The organism is Diaphorobacter sp. LI3, from assembly GCF_022807955.1.
Lineage (GTDB): Bacteria > Pseudomonadota > Gammaproteobacteria > Burkholderiales > Burkholderiaceae_C > Diaphorobacter > Diaphorobacter nitroreducens.
Genome location: NZ_CP094346.1, coordinates 3,630,881 through 3,653,022, shown reverse-complemented (window position 1 = coordinate 3,653,022; position 22,142 = coordinate 3,630,881). Strand labels below are relative to the sequence as shown.

17 protein-coding genes are annotated in these 22,142 nt (G+C 64.9%); 12 read left to right on the top strand and 5 right to left on the bottom strand.

Annotated features, from left to right (window positions below):
• The first annotated feature begins 48 nt into the window (after positions 1 to 48).
• Positions 49 to 498 (top strand): type II secretion system protein N, encoded by a 450-nt coding sequence (locus MRB47_RS17065; RefSeq protein WP_047349130.1) that lies wholly within the window; start codon positions 49 to 51, stop codon positions 496 to 498.
• A 57-nt stretch (positions 499 to 555) separates the two neighbouring features.
• Here the strand turns inward: MRB47_RS17065 and MRB47_RS17060 are convergent, their stop codons facing one another.
• The 3 genes from MRB47_RS17060 to ilvA form a co-directional block, all read right to left on the bottom strand.
• Positions 556 to 1,167, bottom strand: a complete 612-nt coding sequence (locus MRB47_RS17060) for a histidine phosphatase family protein (RefSeq protein WP_252101276.1) — start codon at positions 1,165 to 1,167, stop codon at positions 556 to 558.
• The gene (locus MRB47_RS17055; protein WP_252101275.1) at positions 1,164 to 1,976 is read right to left on the bottom strand and encodes an adenosylcobinamide-GDP ribazoletransferase; all 813 of its coding nucleotides are present in this window, start codon (positions 1,974 to 1,976) and stop codon (positions 1,164 to 1,166) included. Before MRB47_RS17055 ends, MRB47_RS17060 begins: the two co-directional genes overlap by 4 nt.
• 66 nt (positions 1,977 to 2,042) lie before the next feature.
• The gene (gene ilvA, locus MRB47_RS17050) at positions 2,043 to 3,605 is read right to left on the bottom strand and encodes a threonine ammonia-lyase, biosynthetic (protein ID WP_252101274.1); all 1,563 of its coding nucleotides are present in this window, start codon (positions 3,603 to 3,605) and stop codon (positions 2,043 to 2,045) included.
• 323 nt (positions 3,606 to 3,928) lie between these two features.
• Here ilvA and MRB47_RS17045 point away from each other — a divergent pair, with 323 nt between their 5' ends.
• Positions 3,929 to 4,378: an OsmC family protein gene (locus MRB47_RS17045; protein ID WP_252101273.1), complete on the top strand. Its 450-nt coding sequence runs from the start codon at positions 3,929 to 3,931 to the stop codon at positions 4,376 to 4,378.
• Between the two features lie 285 nt (positions 4,379 to 4,663).
• Here the strand turns inward: MRB47_RS17045 and coq7 are convergent, their stop codons facing one another.
• Positions 4,664 to 5,281 carry a 2-polyprenyl-3-methyl-6-methoxy-1,4-benzoquinone monooxygenase gene (gene coq7, locus MRB47_RS17040; RefSeq protein ID WP_252101272.1) on the bottom strand — a complete coding sequence of 206 codons (618 nt, stop codon included), beginning with the start codon at positions 5,279 to 5,281 and terminating at the stop codon, positions 4,664 to 4,666.
• A 261-nt stretch (positions 5,282 to 5,542) separates the two neighbouring features.
• Here coq7 and MRB47_RS17035 point away from each other — a divergent pair, with 261 nt between their 5' ends.
• Positions 5,543 to 6,583 carry a porin gene (locus MRB47_RS17035; RefSeq protein ID WP_252101271.1) on the top strand — a complete coding sequence of 347 codons (1,041 nt, stop codon included), beginning with the start codon at positions 5,543 to 5,545 and terminating at the stop codon, positions 6,581 to 6,583.
• A 584-nt stretch (positions 6,584 to 7,167) separates the two neighbouring features.
• On the opposite strand, the gene MRB47_RS17030 is transcribed toward MRB47_RS17035, so the two are convergent.
• The gene (locus MRB47_RS17030; protein ID WP_252100595.1) at positions 7,168 to 9,075 is read right to left on the bottom strand and encodes a hypothetical protein; all 1,908 of its coding nucleotides are present in this window, start codon (positions 9,073 to 9,075) and stop codon (positions 7,168 to 7,170) included.
• Positions 9,076 to 9,438: 363 nt separating this feature from the next.
• Between MRB47_RS17030 and MRB47_RS17025 the strand changes: the two genes are divergently transcribed.
• From MRB47_RS17025 to MRB47_RS16985, 9 genes are all read left to right on the top strand, one after another.
• Positions 9,439 to 10,638, top strand: a complete 1,200-nt coding sequence (locus MRB47_RS17025) for a porin (protein WP_252101270.1) — start codon at positions 9,439 to 9,441, stop codon at positions 10,636 to 10,638.
• A 147-nt stretch (positions 10,639 to 10,785) separates the two neighbouring features.
• Positions 10,786 to 12,693 (top strand): hypothetical protein, encoded by a 1,908-nt coding sequence (locus tag MRB47_RS17020; protein ID WP_252100595.1) that lies wholly within the window; start codon positions 10,786 to 10,788, stop codon positions 12,691 to 12,693.
• 724 nt (positions 12,694 to 13,417) lie between these two features.
• Positions 13,418 to 14,998 (top strand): ABC transporter substrate-binding protein, encoded by a 1,581-nt coding sequence (locus MRB47_RS17015; RefSeq protein ID WP_252101269.1) that lies wholly within the window; start codon positions 13,418 to 13,420, stop codon positions 14,996 to 14,998.
• A gap of 149 nt (positions 14,999 to 15,147) precedes the next feature.
• A complete protein-coding gene (locus tag MRB47_RS17010) occupies positions 15,148 to 16,131 on the top strand; it encodes an ABC transporter permease (protein ID WP_012655668.1) in 984 nt (327 codons plus the stop codon).
• A gap of 1 nt (position 16,132) precedes the next feature.
• The gene (locus MRB47_RS17005) at positions 16,133 to 17,359 is read left to right on the top strand and encodes a M20 aminoacylase family protein (protein WP_088887584.1); all 1,227 of its coding nucleotides are present in this window, start codon (positions 16,133 to 16,135) and stop codon (positions 17,357 to 17,359) included.
• Between the two features lie 40 nt (positions 17,360 to 17,399).
• Positions 17,400 to 18,971, top strand: coding sequence for an ABC transporter substrate-binding protein (locus MRB47_RS17000; protein WP_252101268.1), 1,572 nt, complete (start codon positions 17,400 to 17,402; stop codon positions 18,969 to 18,971).
• A gap of 47 nt (positions 18,972 to 19,018) precedes the next feature.
• The gene (locus MRB47_RS16995) at positions 19,019 to 19,930 is read left to right on the top strand and encodes an ABC transporter permease (protein WP_011804140.1); all 912 of its coding nucleotides are present in this window, start codon (positions 19,019 to 19,021) and stop codon (positions 19,928 to 19,930) included.
• A gap of 182 nt (positions 19,931 to 20,112) precedes the next feature.
• Positions 20,113 to 21,090, top strand: coding sequence for an ABC transporter ATP-binding protein (locus tag MRB47_RS16990; RefSeq protein ID WP_172206219.1), 978 nt, complete (start codon positions 20,113 to 20,115; stop codon positions 21,088 to 21,090).
• A complete protein-coding gene (locus MRB47_RS16985; RefSeq protein ID WP_047350968.1) occupies positions 21,087 to 22,121 on the top strand; it encodes an ABC transporter ATP-binding protein in 1,035 nt (344 codons plus the stop codon). Before MRB47_RS16990 ends, MRB47_RS16985 begins: the two co-directional genes overlap by 4 nt.
• Positions 22,122 to 22,142 lie beyond the last annotated feature (21 nt).

The following is a 22,142-nucleotide window of genomic DNA, read 5'->3' as shown; positions in this document are numbered from 1 at the left end:
CGAAGCGGCGACTCGGAATGGACATATCCGGTCAATCATAATCGTGCAATGGTGACAAACACATACGGCCGCTGGGCCCCGCGCCTGGCCACGCTGCTGCTCTGGGCGCTGGCGGGCGCGACTGCTGTCTATTGGGGGTTGAAGCTGTCCGCAAGCCCGGGCGGCACGGCGCCGGCGGCCGCGGCGCCCGAGCCGGTGGTGACCGACACGCAGGCGCTCGCGCGCCTGCTCGGGGCCAGCCCGGTGCTGGCGGCCGCCGAGGCGGCACCCTCTGCAGCCAGCCGCTTCGTGCTCATGGGCGTGCTGGCCGGCACGGCCAGCGGCGGCGGCGCCGCGCTGATCGCGGTGGACGGCAAGCCGGCCAAGCCCTACCGCGTGGGCGCGAATGTGGAGCCGGGGCTGGTGCTGCAGTCCCTGGGCAAGGGCGCTGCGCGGCTGGGGGCGTCGATGGACGGCGCCACGACGCTGGCGCTGGAGATGCCGCGCAAGCGGCCCTGACCTGGCGGGGATCCCGCGCCGGCGGGGGACTGCATATCCGACGGGAGCGCCCATAACCTAACCGCGCGCCGGTGCTGCCTGCGGTTGGCCCTTCAGTGGCAGAAGTACCGTGGTCCAGGCGCCGTAGCCCGGAGCCGATTGCGGCCATTCATGGGACAGCGGCATGCGTGCGGCGCCGTGCGTCAGCAGCCAGTGCACGCAGCGGGCCACCCCGGCATGCGTGATCCAGACCACATCGCCACCGCCGGCGTGCGCCTGGGCCGCGGCCTCGTCCAGCGCGGCGGACACGCGCGTGAGCATGGCCGCCAGGGGCTCGCCGCCGCCGGGCGCATGGTGGCCGAAGCGCGTGGTCCAGGCGTCGATGTCCGCACGGGCGATGTCGTTCCACGCGCGGCCCTCCCACTGGCCGAAGTCCATCTCGGTGATGCGGGGCTCAGCCTTTGAAGCTAAATCGGCCCGCAGGGCAAGCAGGTACTGCGCAAGCAGCTCACATCTTTGTAGCGGAGAGTGGTGCAGGGCGGCCAGACGGGGTGGCAGCGCCTGTGCCAGAAGGCGTGCGCTCTCGCGGCTATGGCGCGCGTCGGCGGCAACGTCCAGGCGGCCGTAGCACAGGCCGGGTGCCACCTCGGGGCGCGCATGGCGCACCAGCCACAGGCGCGGCGCGCTCATGCCGCCCGTTGCGCCAGCGCGATGGCCGCGCCCAGATAGAAGCCGATCTCGCCCACCTGCTGCGTGGCGCCCAGGCAGTCGCCGGTAAAGCCCTGCAGTCGACGCGCAAAGCGCCACAGCATCCAGGCCGCACCGGCGGCGCTGGCCAGCAGGCTTGCTATCAATACAAAAGCGCCCAGCGCTTGATATACAAGCGCTAGCGCCGGAAAACACCACAAGGCCGCGGCCGCCAGCGCGCGTACGGAGATCTGGTCCGCCAGCGGCTTGCTCTTGGACGTGGCCGTGTCGCCCACATGCGGCAGCGCGCGCACGATGACGAGCGGCCACAGGCGCGACAGCACATGCCCCCCGGCCAATGCCGCCAGCGCGCTGGACAAGCCGAGGTGGCCGAGCTGCGCCAGCAGGGCCACCTTGGCCAGCAGCGCCAGCACCAGCGCCATGGCCCCGAAGGCGCCGATGCGCGAGTCCTTCATGATCTCCAGCGCGCGCTCGGGCTGGTAGGCGCCGCCCAGTCCGTCGGCCACGTCGGCCAGGCCGTCCTCGTGGAAGCCCCCGGTCACCAGCACCGTGGCGATGGTGCAGCCCACCGCCGCCGCCAGCGGTGCAAAGCCTGCGCCGCCCAGCCCCAGCCACAGTGCCGCATAGCTGCCCACCGCCACGGCGGCCACCAGCCAGCCCACACCGGGGAAATGTGCGCTGCTGGCGCGCAGCATCGCAGGGCTGTAGCCCACCCACGTGGCCAGCCGGCCCGTGACGGGGATGCGCGTGAAGAACTGCACGGCCAGCAGATAGTGGCGCAGAGCCTGCATGAACACTATTAAATCAATAGCTGTTAGCGCTTGATAGACGGGCGCTGGAGGCCAAAATGGCTTGCATCATGCGCCGTTGGCCTGCAGGAACAGGCGGTAGGCCGGGTTCTGCGTTTCCTCGACATAGGGGTAGCCCAGCGTCTGCAGGAAGGCATCGAACTGCGCTGCGTCGTCGGCCGGCACCTGCATGCCCACGAGGATGCGCCCATAGTCCGCGCCCTGGTTGCGGTAGTGGAACAGCGAGATGTTCCAAGTGGGCTGCATCAGGCTCAGGAACTTGAACAGCGCGCCGGGGCGCTCGGGAAAGGTGAAGCGCATCAGCCGCTCGTCGCGCGCCAGCGCCGAATGGCCGCCGACGAGGTGGCGCAGGTGCTCCTTGGCCAGTTCGTCGTGCGTGAGGTCCAGCGCCTCGAAGCCATGCTTGTGGAAGTTGCGCGCGATCTTCTCGGACTCGCCGCGGCCCGTGGTGGACAGGCCCACGAACACATGGGCACGCCGTTCGTGGCTGATGCGGTAGTTGAACTCGGTCACGTTGCGCGGTCCGCCGGGCAGGGCCCCCACCACCTCGCAAAAGCGCTTGAAGCTGCCGCGTTCCTCGGGGATGGTGACGGCGAACAGGGCTTCGCGTTCCTCGCCCACCTCGGCGCGCTCGGCCACGAAGCGCAGCCGGTCGAAGTTCATGTTGGCGCCGCACAGGATGGCGGCGTAGGTTTCGCCCTTGGTCTTGTGCTTGGCCACGTACTGCTTGATGGCGGCCACGGCCAGGGCGCCCGCGGGCTCCACGATGCTGCGCGTGTCCACGAAGATGTCCTTGATCGCGGCGCAGACGGCATCGGTGTCGACGATCACGTAGTCGTCCACCAGGTTCTGCGCGACGCGGAAGGTTTCCTCGCCCACCAGTTTCACGGCCGTGCCGTCGGAGAACAGGCCCACGTCCGGCAGCGTGACGCGCTGATGCGCCTTGACCGATTGCGCCATGGCGTCCGAGTCGTTCATCTGCACGCCGATGACCTTGATGCCAGGGCACACGGCCTTGATGTAGTTGGACACGCCGGCGATCAGCCCGCCGCCGCCGATGGCGACGAACACGGCATCCAGCTTGCCGCCCAGCTGCTGCACCTGCCGCAGGATCTCCATGGCGATCGTGCCCTGGCCGGCGATCACGTCCGGGTCGTCGAAGGGGTGCACGAAGGTCAGGCCTTCTTCCTTTTGCAGCTGCGCGGCGTGCTCGTAGGCGTCGGAATAGCTCTCGCCGCTCAGCACCACTTCGCCGCCCAGCGTCTTCACCGCATCGATCTTGAGCTGCGGCGTGGTGGTGGGCATCACGATCACGGCGCGCGTGCCCAGCTTGCTGGCGCTCATCGCCACGCCCTGCGCGTGGTTGCCGGCCGAGGCGCAGATCACGCCCCGCGACAGCTGCTCGGGCGAGAGCTGCGCCATCTTGTTGTAGGCGCCGCGCAGCTTGAAGCTGAAGACGGGCTGCTGGTCTTCGCGCTTGAGCAGCACCTTGTTGTGCAGCCGCCGCGACAGGGCGCGGGCGGGCTGCAGGTCGGACTCCACCGCCACGTCATAGACACGCGCGGTGAGGATCTTTGTCAGGTAATCGAACGGGGTGAGAGGCTGGGTCATGGTGCAAACCGGCGGGCGGCGCTGCGGTGTGGACGGGGCGTCCAGGGCGCGCTCAGCCGGGCGCACATCATAGGACGGCGCGCCCGCAGGGTTAGGGACGGCTCACCGCAGGGCAAAAAAAAGCCCCAAGCGGTAAAGCCTGGGGCTGAATCCATCCTTTGAGGAGATGGAGGAGACAATCGGTGCGAGCCCCGCTGTGCGAACAGTGCGAAGCGGGTAACGCATGGGCGCATTGTAGCGCTGCGGTTGTTGCGTTGCAGCAAAATCGCACCTGCGTTCATCATTTGCTACAGATTCACCCCCAACTTTTGGAGAAAAACAACATGGAATGCACCGTCAGCTGGACCGGCAACGCCGGCACGCACTCCGGCATGGGCTTTGTTGCGGAGACCGGCAGCGGTCATGTGCTGGCCATGGACGGGGCGCCCGACGCCGACCGTCCCGAGAACGGCGGTCAGAACCTGGCCCCGCGTCCCATGGAGACCGTGCTGGCCGGCACGGGCGGCTGCACGGCCTACGACGTGGTGCTGATCCTCAAGCGCGGCCGGCACGATGTGCGCGGCTGCAGCGTGAAGCTCACCTCCGAGCGGGCGCAGGTCGATCCCAAGGTGTTCACCAAGATCCACATGCAGTTCACGGTGACCGGGCGCGGCATTCCGCCGGCGGCCGTGGAGCGTGCCATCGCCATGAGCCATGAGAAATACTGCTCGGCCAGCATCATGCTGGGCAAGACCGCGCAGATCACGACGGGCTTTGAGATCGTCGAGGCCTGAAGCGCGGCGGGACGTACTAGGGCCTGTTCACACTATTTTTGCCAGTGCGAATGGCGTGAAAACCGCGCCAATCTAGGCGCGTGACGACGCCAAGGCCGGGGCCTTGGCTAGGAGGGCAACGACGAATGGCGCGGTTTTCACTCCGTTCCCTCCGGGTTGCGATCAAAAATGGGCCATTCGCGGCGTTGCCAAGCCTCGCTGGGGTAGCACCCCAGCTTCGTTTGGCGCCTTGCGCCTGGCCCTTTTTGATCGCAACGCATCTGGCAAAAATAGTGTGAACAGGCCCTAGATGTAATGTGCAGTCGTCGTCATGACCTTGGCGGCGGCTTTCATCAGCCAACGCGCCGGGGGCGGTAGAGGAAGGGCTCCCGCCGCCTGCGCCTGGGCCGCGTGGCGTTCTTCATCCCGCTGCATGCGGTCGACGATGGCGCGAGAGGGCAGGTCCGCCTCCGGCAGGCGGCGCAGGTGCCCTTGCAGATGGGCGGATACCTGCCGCTCCGTCTCCACCACAAAACCCAGACTGGCCTGGTCGCTGACCCGGGCCGCCACCAGGCCGATGGCGAAGGCGCCAGCGAACCACAAGGGGTTGAGGAGACTGGGCCGGCTCCCCAGGGCGTCGAGCCGCTCGCGGGTCCAGGCCAGGTGGTCAGTCTCCTCGCGCGCCGCGGCCAGGAGATCGCTGCGCAGCTGGGGGTCGCGCGTCACGCAGGACTGGGCCATGTACAGCGCCTGGGCGCATACCTCCCCGACATGGTTGACGCGCATCAGGGCGCCGGACAGCCGTTTTTGCTCCGGCGAGAGTTCGGCGTCGGCCACGGATGCGGCGGGCGAGAGCTCACCCGCCTTCGGGGTGGCGAACAGCGTTCTCAGGGCGTTGTCTGCGGCGATCAGAACTCGATCCATGGGACGTAAGAAGCGTGTTTGGAGGCAGTTGACGGGGGTTTCGATCGCGCTCGCGGCAATGTTGCGAGACAACAACGAAAACCCGCCTTTGGCCTCGATTGTGCGGGAATTCCTTTGCGGAACGCGAGTTGCTCTGTTGCAATAAGCGGAACTTCCCCACCAGGAGGTTGGCCCGGGGAACCGGCGGGGCTGTGCCCGAGCCGCATTTTCCCCAAGTCCTCTCGATCCTGTGCCCTCTGTTTAACCTTGGAGTAACTCGTAATGAAAAAATCCCTAATCGCCTTGGCAGTGCTGGCCGCTTCCAGCGCCGCAATGGCTCAGTCTTCCGTGACGCTGTTTGGTATCGTTGACGCTAACGTCGGCTATGTGAACCACAGCGGCGCTGCCAACAAGAGCGTATACGGCGTTGGTACCAGCGGTAATGCCACCAGCCGTCTGGGTTTCCGTGGTACGGAAGACCTGGGCGGTGGCCTGAAGGCAGGCTTCTGGCTGGAAGGCGAACTGTTCAACGACGCTGGCAACCCCGCCGGCTTCAACTTCCTGCGCCGTTCCACGGTGAGCCTGATGGGTGGTTTCGGTGAAGTGCGCCTGGGTCGTGATTACACGCCCACCTACCTTCCCTTCATCAAGTACGACGTGTTTGGCCAGGTCGGTATTGGTCGCAATGAGTCCCTGCTCCGGAACTGGGGCGGCTCCACCACGGCAGACGCTTCCGCCGTTCGCCAGAGCAACATCGTCAGCTACTACTCGCCAAACATGAGTGGTTTCACCGGTGGTCTGGGCTACGGTTTTGATGAAAAGACCACGGGCAAGGAAGGTCGTTACGTAGGTGTTTACGGTGCCTACGACAACGGCCCCCTGAGTGCAGCCCTGGGCTTTGAGCGCCGCAATGTGAATGCCGCCGGTGCAACCGACCAAGACAAGATGACCCTCGGCGCATCCTACGACCTGAAGGTGGCTAAGCTGGTGGGCCTTGTGCAGCAAACCAAGCTGAAGACCGGTTCTGTTAGCAACAAGTACAACGCGTACGCTTTGGGTGTGACTGCACCTGTCGGCGCTGGCGAAGTCAAGGCACAGTACGCCATGTACGACCAAAAGGCCATTGACTCCAAGGCTCACCACCTGTCCCTGGGCTATGTGCATAACCTGTCCAAGCGCACCGCTCTGTATGGTACCGTGGCTTACATGAAGAACAAGGACGCTTCCGCTTTGGGTCTGAACGCTTTGGGCGTGACCGCAGGCGGCCCCGGTGCTGGCAACAACCAGACCGGCATGCAGCTGGGTATCCGCCACTCCTTCTAATCTCGGGCTGGCGTGAGGCCAGCTTGGATAAAGAAGACAAAACCGCTGCCTTCGGGCCTAGCCGTTCCGTTAAGGTGTTGCTAAGCCCTTGATTCAAGCCCCTCTGCTTCGGCACGAGGGGCTTCGTTTCTTTGGTCGCTATAAGGGACATGCTGAATTTCAAGCCCCTTTCCCTAGGCGTCGCGCTCGTGTGTGCCGCCAGCTTCCTCACTGCCTGCAACGACGAGCCCGCTCCGGACTTCAGGGGCAGCACTCCCGTGGCATACGGCAATCGGACTGTCTCTCTGAGCGTTGAGGCTTGGCGAGACAATGGCAGCCAGCCTTGTCGTGTCCTTATCAGAGGCGCTGAAGTAACAAATTGGGTCAAACCAACCGGTATTCTGCCGCGGATGACCCTAGCCCCGGCAGTAGTGCTGGCCTGCACAGGGCGGAGCCCGTACCTTTCCTCGGTGAGCGGCGAGGGTGAAGGGGGTGTAGCCGAATGGGAAGAGTCCTCGGGGCCTGAATCGGGAGCCCCCCTCTCTGTCTACCAAGTGCGAGTGAGCTCCCTGACTGCGGACCAAGCTCACCTCGAACTACGGGTCCTACGCGGCAAGTGACTCGCTTGCGTGAGCCACGGGGCCGGAGGGCTTGAGCGACCGAGCGGCAGGCGCGCGGCGTCTTTCGGGCGGTTCGGGAGTGAAATAGATGATGTCTTCGGGCGCTATGGGTCCGCGCGCCAGCCCCAGCCGCATTGCCGGCGTTTTCCCGTCCCGGCCAACCTCGCAGTAGTTGAAGTACGTCCGGAAGATGCCGAGCACCTTCACCAGGACTTCGGGGTTGTAGGCGCTCTTCCCGAACCAGAGACGTCGGTCGGTGTTGGCGCTGGCCACCGCGCGTTCTGCCAGCGTGAGGCCTCGCCGGACCTGCATAAAGAAGCGGTCGACAGCGGTAAGGGTGGCTTTCAGGTGCAGTAGCGCCTGGTGGCTAAGCTGGAGCCGACGCTTGTCCGGTTCGGTTTCGACCGGGTCGATATCGGTCAGCCAGCAAACGGATTTCTCAGGCTCACGCATCTCCGATATGGGATGGCGGAACCAGCGGTCCCCCCACTTGCCGATGGCAACCATGCGCGCCAGTTCTTCCTCGGCAGCCAGAAGTTCTGCAGCCTCAGGGGTTACCCCGTATTTCTCCGCTAAGCGCGCCAGACGCCGCTTGGTTGCACCAACCAGCGCGCGCTTCATGTCCACTGACATATCTTTGAGCACCTTGACATAGAAAGCGTCAGCCGTCCGGTCCAGAACCCTTTTCGGCACGGCCGTCAGAATGGCCGCACGTATGCCCGACTCCTGGTCTGTGAAGAAGCGAATCTTCTTGGCACGGCAGAGCAGTCGAGTGACAAGCTGGATGTGGGCGTACATCACCACTTGCTCATGCAGCAGCATGCCCTTTACGGGGGCACGGGATGAGTTCGCGGGGCCTTCACCATCTTCTATATCGGGGCGACCTAAGGCTGCGTCGTACGTCTCTTCGATGACCGATTCCATAGGCTTTCGGGAGGTACCTCCGCGAGGCGCCGCCCTCTCAGCCGCAGCATTCCAATCAGCCGGTAGCCAGACTCTCGCGTAGCGGCGAAACGCTCTGGCAAGTGCATGGTCGCCAAAGCGAACCATGTCCTTCTCTACGTCAGCAGAGTCCAGCGCAGGGTCAAAGTTGACGTTGACCCCGAACACATAGCCCGTAGCCTGGTCGGCCGTTGCAATGGACAGCAAAAGTGTGTTCTTTCGCACCTTCTTAGAGTGCCAGTTCACCACCAGCTTTTGCCGGTCAACCGACAGATATCTTGAGCCTAGGTCGTCGCGTCCCATGAGGGTTCGCTCACGCTCGCCGGCGAACATCTGGGCCTGCTCATAGAGGAAGTCGATGCGGTCGTATAGCTGGCTGGGGGAGATATCGAGGACCTTGATGATGCGCCGCAGCGGCATGGCGTTCATCAGATGCACCAAGATATCGCGATTGGAGTGACTGCGACGTTGGCGCTTGGTTGACCGGCCGCCGAAGGAGAACGCCTTCTTGCAGCCGACACACTTGAACCGGGGAGTTCCGTGGGCGTTGGTGCCGAAGCGAGTCACATTCTCAAGGGATGGCGCCCCCTCCGATAGAGAGCAGGCCTCGTTCGGACACTGCGGGAGTACTGGTTCAAGGTACTCCGACATGCGCATAAGCTCCTCGGCAATCGCCAAGTTGCTCTGCATAGGGGTGATTTCCTCGCACAGGCGGCACTTCAGTGCCGGCTGGTCCTTACCGGTAGCGACCACGGTGTAGTCGCCTGGGCCAACGGAAGAAGCTGGAGTACCGGCCCCGCCTCGGGCAACCGCAAGCTTGGGCGGTACGCCGAAGTTACCGCACTTGGGGTTCTTGCAGTGATTGACTTGAATACCCGCCGCGGCCGGCGGAAATCTAGGCGGCCACTTAGTCGGCTTTACTGAAGTTGGATGAGATTTTTCCTTGGACAAAGAAACGCCCTAGTCGTTGACTAGGGCGGAATTTTGAGCCATTACAGCTTTCTTAGCAACACTTTAACAGAACGGCTAGGCCTTCGGGCGGCGGTTTTTTTCGTCTGCGGTTTGGTGTCTCTTGTGCGACGATTTTTCGGGTTAACCCCTGTGGCTGTAAAGCGATGGACTCTTGCCCCTGCCCGGCGGGTTTTCAACAATGAAGCCTCCTCGCTTCCTGCCAAGAACACGATTTGGCCGCAGGGCCCCTGGTGGAGGAGAAGTCGAGTGTTGTGAAGCGAGTGGCGCACGTCCAGTGAGCGAGTTCATCAAGGCGTGGCTGCGAATCTTGAGCCGGTTATCAATCCAAGAGGAGTCTGTCGTATGCAAAAGAAAATTGTGGCTGCCCTGGCGCTGTGCGGCGCGGGCGTGGCAATGGCCCAGTCCGCCGGTACCAGCAAGGTGGAGCTGTGGGGTATCGTGGATGCCGCCGTGCGCCACACCAACAACGAAGGTGCCGGCAAGGATGGCCTGACGAAAATGATAGGCGGCGGCATGTCGCAAAGCCGCTGGGGTATCAACGTCGAGGAAGACCTGGGAGGGGGCAGCAAGGCCCTGGCCTTCCTGGAGAACCGCTTTGATGCCGATGCCGGCAATTCCGCCATCGGCGCGCCGTTCTTCCAGCTGTCCTATGTCGGCCTGCAAGGCCCCTATGGCCGCCTGACTGCCGGACGTCAGTGGAATGTCCTGTTCGACGTGGTGACCAGCACCTACGCTTCGTTCCCGTACTCCCCCTACATGGAAGCCTACAAGCCTGAGTTGGGCATGGCCATGGGCGCGCGTACCAGCAACATGCTGAAGTACACCTTCGCAACGCCGGACCGCAGCTTCGTAGGCTCGCTGCAATATTCGTTTGACGAGAACAACGACACCAAGGCATTGGAAGCTGGCCTGCCTGCCTCGGCGGCGCAAGTGCCTGCCTACGTTGCAGGCACCCTGGGTGGTGGCGCCTGGAAGACGGCTGGCGGCTACCTGCGCTACTCCGCGAGCGGGTTTGCCGTCGGCGGCGGCTACATGCGCACGACGCTGCCAGGCGGCACCGACGTAGACGCCTGGACTCTGGGCGGTTCGTACCGCACGGGTCCGTGGTACTTCAACACGGGCTATGGCCTGAACAAGGCGAAATACGCTACGGTGACCAACCCGATCCAGGGTTTCCGTAACCTCGTAGACGGAGCGATCCTGGGGCAATTCTGGGCCGGCCAGACCAATGGCGGCTTCCAGCCGGGCGACGCCAACAAGCGCCAACTGTTCAAGGTGGGCGTGGGCTATCAGTTGACGCCTCAGCTCAACCTGGGCGCGCACTACTTCCGAGGTAAGCAGTCGGGCTCGGCCACGGGTGCTTCCAACGGCAATGTCAACTTCTACGTGGCCGTGGCGGACTATGCCTTCAGCAAGCGCACCGATGCCTATTTCGGCGTGGACCACACCAGCATCAGCGGCGGCAGCGCGCTCGTGCTGGATGCGGCGAGCGGCGCACGCAGCCGTACCGGCATCACCGTGGGTGTCCGCCATCGCTTCTAAGGCACATTGAGTGGGGAGGGGAAGGGCCCTTGTGGGCCCGCCCCGATTTCAAACAACCTCCTTCGGGACTAGCCGTTCTGTTAAAGTGTTGCTAAGAAAGCTGTAATGGCTCAAAATTCCGCCCTAGTCAACGACTAGGGCGTTTCTTTGTCCAAGGAAAAATCTCATCCAACTTCAGTAAAGCCGACTAAGTGGCCGCCTAGATTTCCGCCGGCCGCGGCGGGTATTCAAGTCAATCACTGCAAGAACCCCAAGTGCGGTAACTTCGGCGTACCGCCCAAGCTTGCGGTTGCCCGAGGCGGGGCCGGTACTCCAGCTTCTTCCGTTGGCCCAGGCGACTACACCGTGGTCGCTACCGGTAAGGACCAGCCGGCACTGAAGTGCCGCCTGTGCGAGGAAATCACCCCTATGCAGAGCAACTTGGCGATTGCCGAGGAGCTTATGCGCATGTCGGAGTACCTTGAACCAGTACTCCCGCAGTGTCCGAACGAGGCCTGCTCTCTATCGGAGGGGGCGCCATCCCTTGAGAATGTGACTCGCTTCGGCACCAACGCCCACGGAACTCCCCGGTTCAAGTGTGTCGGCTGCAAGAAGGCGTTCTCCTTCGGCGGCCGGTCAACCAAGCGCCAACGTCGCAGTCACTCCAATCGCGATATCTTGGTGCATCTGATGAACGCCATGCCGCTGCGGCGCATCATCAAGGTCCTCGATATCTCCCCCAGCCAGCTATACGACCGCATCGACTTCCTCTATGAGCAGGCCCAGATGTTCGCCGGCGAGCGTGAGCGAACCCTCATGGGACGCGACGACCTAGGCTCAAGATATCTGTCGGTTGACCGGCAAAAGCTGGTGGTGAACTGGCACTCTAAGAAGGTGCGAAAGAACACACTTTTGCTGTCCATTGCAACGGCCGACCAGGCTACGGGCTATGTGTTCGGGGTCAACGTCAACTTTGACCCTGCGCTGGACTCTGCTGACGTAGAGAAGGACATGGTTCGCTTTGGCGACCATGCACTTGCCAGAGCGTTTCGCCGCTACGCGAGAGTCTGGCTACCGGCTGATTGGAATGCTGCGGCTGAGAGGGCGGCGCCTCGCGGAGGTACCTCCCGAAAGCCTATGGAATCGGTCATCGAAGAGACGTACGACGCAGCCTTAGGTCGCCCCGATATAGAAGATGGTGAAGGCCCCGCGAACTCATCCCGTGCCCCCGTAAAGGGCATGCTGCTGCATGAGCAAGTGGTGATGTACGCCCACATCCAGCTTGTCACTCGACTGCTCTGCCGTGCCAAGAAGATTCGCTTCTTCACAGACCAGGAGTCGGGCATACGTGCGGCCATTCTGACGGCCGTGCCGAAAAGGGTTCTGGACCGGACGGCTGACGCTTTCTATGTCAAGGTGCTCAAAGATATGTCAGTGGACATGAAGCGCGCGCTGGTTGGTGCAACCAAGCGGCGTCTGGCGCGCTTAGCGGAGAAATACGGGGTAACCCCTGAGGCTGCAGAACTTCTGGCTGCCGAGGAAGAACTGGCGCGCATGGTTGCCATCGGCAAGTGGGGGGACCGCTGGTTCCGCCATCCCATATCGGAGATGCGTGAGCCTGAGAAATCCGTTTGCTGGCTGACCGATATCGACCCGGTCGAAACCGAACCGGACAAGCGTCGGCTCCAGCTTAGCCACCAGGCGCTACTGCACCTGAAAGCCACCCTTACCGCTGTCGACCGCTTCTTTATGCAGGTCCGGCGAGGCCTCACGCTGGCAGAACGCGCGGTGGCCAGCGCCAACACCGACCGACGTCTCTGGTTCGGGAAGAGCGCCTACAACCCCGAAGTCCTGGTGAAGGTGCTCGGCATCTTCCGGACGTACTTCAACTACTGCGAGGTTGGCCGGGACGGGAAAACGCCGGCAATGCGGCTGGGGCTGGCGCGCGGACCCATAGCGCCCGAAGACATCATCTATTTCACTCCCGAACCGCCCGAAAGACGCCGCGCGCCTGCCGCTCGGTCGCTCAAGCCCTCCGGCCCCGTGGCTCACGCAAGCGAGTCACTTGCCGCGTAGGACCCGTAGTTCGAGGTGAGCTTGGTCCGCAGTCAGGGAGCTCACTCGCACTTGGTAGACAGAGAGGGGGGCTCCCGATTCAGGCCCCGAGGACTCTTCCCATTCGGCTACACCCCCTTCACCCTCGCCGCTCACCGAGGAAAGGTACGGGCTCCGCCCTGTGCAGGCCAGCACTACTGCCGGGGCTAGGGTCATCCGCGGCAGAATACCGGTTGGTTTGACCCAATTTGTTACTTCAGCGCCTCTGATAAGGACACGACAAGGCTGGCTGCCATTGTCTCGCCAAGCCTCAACGCTCAGAGAGACAGTCCGATTGCCGTATGCCACGGGAGTGCTGCCCCTGAAGTCCGGAGCGGGCTCGTCGTTGCAGGCAGTGAGGAAGCTGGCGGCACACACGAGCGCGACGCCTAGGGAAAGGGGCTTGAAATTCAGCATGTCCCTTATAGCGACCAAAGAAACGAAGCCCCTCGTGCCGAAGCAGAGGGGCTTGAATCAAGGGCTTAGCAACACCTTAACGGAACGGCTAGTCCTTCGGGAGGTTGTTTTTTTCTCGAAGTACGGGTTTTGCCCCGCCGAGCGTAGATACGCAGTCCGGGCATTGGTTTTGCATTAGCACTGCGGATGAATGGCGGCGCATCTGCGATGCACCATTTCAGGGATTTCCCTTTGCCAGTGGCCACGGCCACGCTGCCATAGTCGCTCCTTTCTATAAAAGAGGATTCCCATGCGAATCAATGCCTTGATCCTTTCTCTTGCGGCCGCCTGCGCGGCGGCCGTGGTTCCAGCGGCGCATGCCAAGACCTTCAAGTGGGCCAGCCAGGGCGAAATCGCCACCTGGGATATCCACTCCCAAAACAACGCGCTGCAAAACGCCATCCATTCGTATGTGTACGAAAGCCTGGTCTACTACAACAGCCGTACCTTCGAGGTCGAGCCCATGCTGGCGACAGCCTGGCGCGAGGTCAGCCCCACACAAGTGCGCTTCACGCTGCGCCAGGGCGTGAAGTTCCACGATGGTTCCGCCTTCACGGCCGATGACGCCGTGTACTCGCTGCAGCGCGCCATGTCCAAGACATCGAACTACACGCCGTATGTGCAAGGCATCGACAAGGTGGTGAAGGTGGATGCGCAGACCATCGACATCTTCCTCAAGTCGCCCAACCCCGTGCTGCTGCGGCAGATGACCGAGTTGCGCATGATGAGCAAGGCCTGGGCCGAGAAGAACCGATCGGTGGAGCCGAAGGACATCAAGGGCACCGATGAGAACTTCGCCCATCGCAACGCCATGGGCACGGGCCCCTATACGCTGGAGACATGGCAGCCCGACGTGAAGATGGTCTTCAAGCGCAATCCGAACTGGTGGGGCCAGATGGAAGGCAATGTGACCGAGATCGTCTACACCCCCATCAAGTCGGCCGCCACGCGCATTGCCGCCCTTCTGTCGGGTGAGGTGGACCTGGTGCTGGACCCCTCACCGCAGGATCTGCCCCGCCTGCGCTCGTCGGGCACCATCAAGGTGGTGGACGGGCTGGAGAACCGTACCATCTTCCTGGGCATGGACCAGTTCCGGGATGAACTCGTGGGCTCCAACATCAAGGGCAAGAACCCCTTGAAGGACCTGCGCGTGCGCAAGGCGCTGTACCAGTCCATCGACGCCAATGCCCTCACGCGCAACATCCTGCGCGGCCTGGGCAAGCCGACGGGTACCCTGGTGGCGCCGCAGGTCGCAGGCTGGTCGGAGGCCGTGGGCAAGCGCATGCCCTACGACGTCGAGGCCGCGAAGAAGCTGCTGGCCGAGGCCGGCTATGCCGACGGTTTCGAGGTGGACTTCGCCTGTCCCAACAATCGCTACATCAACGACGAGGCCATCTGCCAGGCGGTCACCGCCATGTGGGCGCGCATCGGTGTGAAGGCCAAGCTGCGCACGCTGCCGCTGGTGACCTACTTTCCCATGATCCAGCGCAGCGAAGCCAGCATCTACATGCTGGGTTGGGGCGTGCCGACCTTTGACGCGCTGTACAGCCTGCAATCGCTGGTGCGCAGCGTAGGCACTGGTGGCGATGGCAACTACAACGTGGGCCGCTACCGCAATGAGCGCATGGACTACCTGGTGGACCGCATCAAGGCCGAGACGGACGCTCCGGTGCGCGCGCGCATGCTGACCGAGGCGCTGCAGCTCTCCAACGACACGGTCTCGCACCTGCCGCTGTACGACCAGGTCATCCCCTGGGCCATGAAGAAGAATGTGGAGCTGGTGCATCGCGCCGACAACCGCATCGACATGCGCACCGTCAAGGTCCAGTGAGCGGCCGTGCCATAACGTACCGCCTGCGTGCGGAAAGCACCCGCGCAGGCGAACCACGGCCAGGCTAAGCACCCGGCCGCTGCGGGGACGAGCCTTGGCTGCGCCCCGATGCCTGCTAGCATGGCCCGACATCTTGCAAAAGCCCGAGAATGCTTGCCTTCATCCTGCGCCGACTTATCCAGGCCGTGATCGTCATGGTCGCCGTGGCCTTCATCTCGTTCATGCTGTTCCAGTTCGTGGGCGACCCCGTGGTCTTCCTACTGGGGCAGGACGCCACGCCCGAGCAGATCACCGAGATGCGTGCTGCCCTGGGGTTGGACCAGCCATTCATCGTGCAGTTCTGGCACTTTCTGGTGAATGCGGCGCAGGGTGAATTCGGGCTCTCCCTGCGCCAGGGGGCCAAGGTCTCGCGGCTGATCGCCGAGCGCTTCCCGGCCACGCTGGAGCTGGCGCTGGTGGCCGCCTTCATCGCCCTCGCGGTGGGAATGCCCATGGGGGTATATGCGGCGCTCAAGCGCGGCACCTTCACCAGCCAGGTGTTCATGACGCTGTCGTTGCTGGGTGTGTCGCTGCCTACGTTCCTGATCGGCATTTTGCTGATCCTGGTGTTCTCGGTCACGCTCGGGTGGTTCCCGAGCTTTGGGCGCGGTGATGTCACGCAGCTGGGCTGGTGGAGCACGGGTTTGCTCACGGCCAAGGGTTGGCACCACATCACGCTGCCGGCCATCACGCTGGCCATCTTCCAGCTCACGCTGATCATGCGCCTGGTGCGCGCCGAGATGCTGGAAGTGCTGCGCACCGACTACATCAAGTTCGCCCGTGCGCGTGGCCTGACCGACCGCGCCATCCATTTTGGCCATGCGCTCAAGAACACGCTGGTGCCGGTGATGACCATCACCGGCCTGCAACTGGGCGGCCTGATTGCATTTGCCATCATCACCGAGACGGTGTTCCAGTGGCCTGGCATGGGCCTGCTGTTCATCCAGGCCGTGACCTTCGCCGACATCCCCGTGATGGCCGCTTACCTCTGCCTGATCGCGCTGATCTTCGTGGTCATCAACCTGGTGGTGGACCTGCTGTACTTCGCCGTGGACCCGCGCCTGCGCGTGGGCGGCAAGGCGGGAGGGCACTGACATGCAGGCTGTGCAGCAACGCTTGAAGGCAGGCGGACGCGCTTTCGCCCACATCGCGCAGTACCACCCGGAGCTCACCGCATTCCGCCGCGACCTGCATGCCCACCCCGAGCTGGGCTTTGAAGAGGTCTACACCAGCGCCCGTGTGCGCGAGGCGCTGCGGCACGCTGGCGTGGACGAGGTGCACGAAGGCATCGGCCGTACCGGCGTGGTGGGCATCATCCACGGCCAGGGACGCAGCAGCGGCAGCATGATCGGTCTGCGGGCCGACATGGACGCGCTGCCCATGGCCGAGCACAACGATTTCGCCTGGAAGTCCTGCAAGAGCGGCCTGATGCATGGCTGCGGCCATGATGGGCACACGGCCATGCTCGTGGGTGCAGCGCGCTACCTGGCGGCCACGCGCCATTTCGACGGCACGGCGGTGCTGATCTTCCAGCCCGGCGAGGAAGGCCTGGGCGGTGCGCGCGTGATGATCGAGGACGGGCTCTTCGAGCGCTTTCCCGTGCAGTCGGTGTACGCCATGCACAACTGGCCGGCCATGCGGCCCGGCACCGTGGGTATCAACAGCGGCGCCATGATGGCGGCGGCCGACCGCGTCACGATCGAAGTGACCGGGCGCGGCGGCCACGGTGCGCATGCGTACCAGACGGTGGACGTGGTGCTGGTGGCCGCGCACATCGTCACCGCCGTGCAGGGGATCGTCTCGCGCAACGTGCGGCCGCTGGAGAGCGCAGTCATCAGCCTGTGCGCGGTGCAGGCGGGCGACCTGGGCGCGTTCAGCGTGCTGCCGGGCACGGCCACGCTGGTGGGTACGGTGCGCACGTTCGACCCCGCCGTGCAGGAGATGGTGGAGCGCCGCATCAAGGAGCTGTGCAACGCCATCGCGCTGGGCTTTGGCGCTACCGCCACCGTTCGCTACGAGCGCATCTACCCTGCCACCATCAACACCGAGAGCGATGCGCGCTTCGCAGGCGACGTGGCTGCGTCGCTGGTGGGCGAAGAAAACGTGGACCGCGACCTGGAGCCGAGCATGGGCGCGGAGGACTTCTCCTTCATGCTGCAGGCCCGGCCCGGCGCCTACCTGCGCCTGGGGCAGGGCATGGGCGCTGGCAACAGCACCTTGCACAACAGCCGCTACGACTTCAATGACGACGTGCTGCCCCTGGGCGCGGCCCTGCATGCCGGCCTGGTCGAGCAGGCCATGCCCCTGGGGCAAGCGCAGTGAGACCGCACGGTACAGCAGCATGATGCGGAGCACGGTCTGGATGCGAAATATGGCCCTGGCGCTTGTACTGCAAGCGCTAGCAGCTATATTTTTGGTAGCTAATGCGCAAACCATCCGTGTGGCCAACCAGGGCGATGCGCTGTCGATGGACCCCCATGCGCTCAATGAATCGCTGCAGCTCAGCCTGACCGGCAATGTGTACGAGCCTCTGGTGGGACGCAACAAGGATCTGAGCCTGGTGCCTGCGCTGGCGCTGGCCTGGCGTGCGACCACCCCCACCGTATGGCGCTTCGAGTTGCGCCGCGGCGTGTCCTTCCACGACGGTGCGCTTTTCACGGCCGACGATGCGGTGTTTTCGCTGCGGCGCGCGCAGTCCGACGGCTCGGACATGCGCAGTTACCTGAGCGGCGTGCGCGAGGTGCGCAAGCTGGACGCGCACACCATCGAGATCGAAACCCGCGAGCCCACGCCGCTGCTGCCGGCCCTGCTGTCGCACGTCTACATGATGAACCAGCGCTGGAGCGAGGCGCAGGGCATCGCGCAGGTAGGCGACGCCCGCGGGGCCGCGGGGCAGGCCGCCGCGCTGCGCGCCAACGGCACGGGGCCGTTCCGCCTGGCCGAGCGCCGCCCGCAGCAGCGCACCGTGTTCGAGCGCAACACGCGCTACTGGGGCACCATCGAGAGCAACGCACGCCAAGTCGTCTTCCTGCCCATTCCGGACAACGAGGCGCGCGTGGCCGCGCTGCTGGCCGGCCGCGTGGACGTGATGGAGCCCGTGCCGGTACAGGACATCGAGCGCGTGAGCGCCGCCGGACTGGTGCGTGTGGTCACGGGGCCCGAGTTGCGCACCCTGTTCCTGGGCATGGACCAGCACAGCGACGAGCTGCCGTACGCCAGCGTGCGCGGCGCCAACCCCTTTAAGGACCGGCGCGTGCGCCAGGCCTTCTACCAGGCCATCGACATCGATGCGCTCATCAAGAACGTGATGCGCGGCGCTGCCACGCCGGCCGCGCTCATCGTGGGACCGGGCGTCAATGGCTTTCAGCCCGACGTCAAGCGGCTGCCGCACGACGTGGCGGCCGCGCGCGCGCTCATGGCGCAGGCCGGCTATGGCGAGGGCTTCGCGCTCACGCTGGACTGCCCCAGCGACCGCTATGTGAACGACGCGGCGCTGTGCACCGCCATCGCTGCACAGCTGGCGACCCTGCAGGTGCGCGTGACGGTACGCGCGGAGCCCAAGGCGCAGTACTACCCGCGCATCCTGCGACGCGACGCGGGCTTCTACCTGATGGGCTGGACGCCCTCCACCTACGACGCACACGGTGCGCTGAACGCGCTGGCGGCCTGCCCGCGCGGCGAGGGCGCGGGCCACTTCAACCTGGGGGGCTATTGCAACCCGCGGCTGGACGCGCTGCTGCTGCAGGTCCAGACGCAGACCGACAAGACCCGGCGCGACGCGCTTCTGCGCGAGGCTTTGCTGCTGCAGGCCGCCGACATTGCCTACATCCCGCTGCACCAGCAGGCCCTGGCCTGGGGCGTGTCCAAGAAGATCCGCCTGGTGCAGATGGCCGACAACACCATGCCTTTCAAGTGGATGGGCGTGGGCCCCTGACCGTACGACCTTGCCGCCTTCCCCCTTTTTTGCCTGACCCTTCGCCCATGAAACAAACGCTCTTGCGCTGGTACGACAGCGACGTGGCCCACAGCTTTCGCACCTCGCCCGTGGCCATCATCGCGGCGCTGATTGCCGCCGTGTGCGTGTTCTGCTCCATCTTTGCCGGCTGGGTGGCGCCACACAACCCGTTCGACCTGAGCACGCTGGAGCTGTCGGACGCGCGCTTGCCGCCCGTGTGGCAGGCCGAAGGCACCTGGAAGTACGCCCTGGGCACCGATGACCAGGGCCGCGACATCCTTTCGGCGCTGATCTACGGCGCGCGCATCTCGCTGGTAGTGGGCCTGGCCTCCGTGGCGCTGTCGGTCGTCGTGGGCGTGGCGCTGGGGTTGGTGGCGGGCTTTCGCGGCGGATGGGTGGACGGCGTGCTCATGCGCCTGTGCGACGTGATGCTGTCGTTCCCCGCCATCCTGATCGCGCTGCTGATTGCCGGCGTGGGGCGTGCGGTGTTCCCCAACGCGCCCGATTCGCTGGCCTTCGGCGTGCTGATCCTGTCGATCTCGCTCACGGGCTGGGTGCAGTACGCGCGCACCGTGCGCGGCTCCACGCTGGTGGAGCGCAACAAGGAATACGTGCAGGCCGCGCGCGTCACCGGCGTTTCGCCGCTGCGCATCATGCGCAAGCATGTGCTGCCCAATGTGCTGGGGCCGGTCATGGTGCTGGCCACCATCCAGGTGGCCACGGCCATCATCACCGAGGCCACGCTGTCCTTCCTGGGAGTGGGCGCGCCGCCCACGTCGCCCTCGCTGGGCACGCTGATCCGCATCGGCAACGACTACCTGTTCTCCGGCGAGTGGTGGATCACTGTCTTCCCCGGCGTGATGCTGGTGCTGATCGCGCTGTCCGTGAACCTGCTGGGCGACTGGCTGCGCGATGCACTCAACCCGCGCCTGCGCTGAAATGGAACACCTCCTGAGTCGCTTTGCGCCTTCTCCCCGCTCTCGCATGGCTGCGCCATGCGGGCAGGGGGGCGCAGCCGTCGCTGCGGCGCGGCCGGCCCGGACCTTTGCTCGGCTGCCCTCGTTATGGGGGCGCCCGTTTCATGCGATGCGGGCGGCGCGCACCGCACTGGATAACTGATATGTCACTTCTCGAAGTCCACAACCTCGTCGTCGAATTCCCCGGCCGCCGCGGCACGCTGCGCGCGCTGGACAACGTGTCGTTCTCCATCGCACCGGGCGAGATCCTGGGTGTGGTGGGCGAGTCCGGCGCGGGCAAGTCGCTCACGGGCGCGTCCATCATCGGTCTGCTGGAGCCCCCGGGGCGCGTGGCCTCGGGCCAGATCGTGCTGCAGGGCCAGCGCATCGACAACCTGCCGCACGAGCAGATGCGCCACATCCGCGGGCGCAAGATCGGCGCGATCTTCCAGGACCCGCTGACTTCGCTCAACCCGCTGTACACCGTGGGCCAGCAACTGGTGGAGACCATCCTCACCCACCTGCCCATGAGCGCCGCGCAGGCGCGCCAGCGGGCCATCGACCTGCTCAAGGACACCGGCATTCCCGCGGCCGAGCAGCGCATCGACCACTACCCGCACCAGTTCTCGGGCGGCATGCGCCAGCGCGTGGTGATTGCCCTGGCGCTGGCGGCCGAGCCGCAGCTCATCGTGGCGGACGAGCCCACCACGGCGCTGGACGTGTCCATCCAGGCGCAGATCATCCAGTTGCTCAAGAGCATCTGCAAGACGCGCGGCGCGGCCGTGATGCTGATCACCCACGACATGGGCGTGATCGCCGAGACCTGCGACCGCGTGGCCGTGATGTACGCCGGCCGCGTGGCCGAAATCGGCCCCGTGCACGAGGTCATCAACCAGCCCGCCCACCCCTACACCGCCGGCCTCATGGCGTCCATTCCCGACATGGATCAGGACCGCGAGCGCCTCAACCAGATCGACGGAGCCATGCCCCGCCTGAACGCCATTCCCGAGGGCTGCGCCTTCAACCCGCGCTGCCCGCGCGCCTTCGACCGCTGCCGCCAGGCGCGCCCCGACCTCATGCCCGCCGGCGCTACGCAGGCCGCCTGCTGGCTGCACGACGTGACGAGCGAGGTGGCTGCATGAGCTCCACGACGACCACCACCGCACCGCTGGTGCAGGCGCACGACCTCGCCAAAACGTTCGATGTCTCCGCGCCCTGGCTCAACCGGGTCATCGAGCGCAAGCCGCGCGCGCTGCTGCATGCGGTGGACGGCGTGGGATTCACGATCGAGCGCGGCAAGACGCTGGCCCTGGTGGGCGAGTCCGGCTGCGGCAAGAGCACCGTGGCGCGCCTGCTGGTGGGGCTGTACGAGCCCACGCGCGGCGGCCTCACCTTCGACGGGCAGGACGCGCACGCCGCTTTCAAGGGCAAGGATGCGCGCGCCATGCGCCGGCGCATCCAGATGATCTTCCAGGACCCCTATGCCAGCCTGAACCCCCGATGGCTGGTGGAGGACATCATCGGCGAGCCCCTGCGCGAGCATGGTCTCATCACCGACGCTGCACAACTCAAGAAGCGCGTGGGCGAACTGCTGCAGTCCGTGGGCCTGTCGCCGCTGGACATGGCCAAGTACCCGCACCAGTTCTCGGGCGGGCAGCGCCAGCGCATCTCCATCGCGCGTGCCCTGGCCACCGAGCCCGAGTTCCTGGTGTGCGACGAACCCACCAGCGCGCTGGACGTGTCCGTGCAGGCGCAGGTGCTCAACATCATGAAGGACCTGCAGCGCCAGCGGCAGCTCACCTACCTGTTCATCAGCCACAACCTGGCCGTGGTGCGCCACGTGAGCGACCAGGTGGGCGTGATGTACCTGGGCCGGCTGGTGGAGCTGGCCGACAAGAAGGTGCTGTTCGAGAACCCGCGCCACCCTTACACGCGCATGTTGCTGGACGCCATCCCCAAGATGCACGACACCGGCCGCGCGCGCACGCCCGTGCAAGGGGAGGTGCCCAACCCGCTCAACCCGCCGCCGGGCTGCGCGTTCAACCCACGCTGCCCCTACGCCAACGACCGCTGCCGCACCGAGCGCCCCCAGCTCATCGATGACGGCGGCACGCGCGTGGCCTGCCACGGCGTGCAGGAAAAACGCATCCCGTTGGCGGAGTTGGCGGTATGAGGGTTCGATAGAAAAACGGCC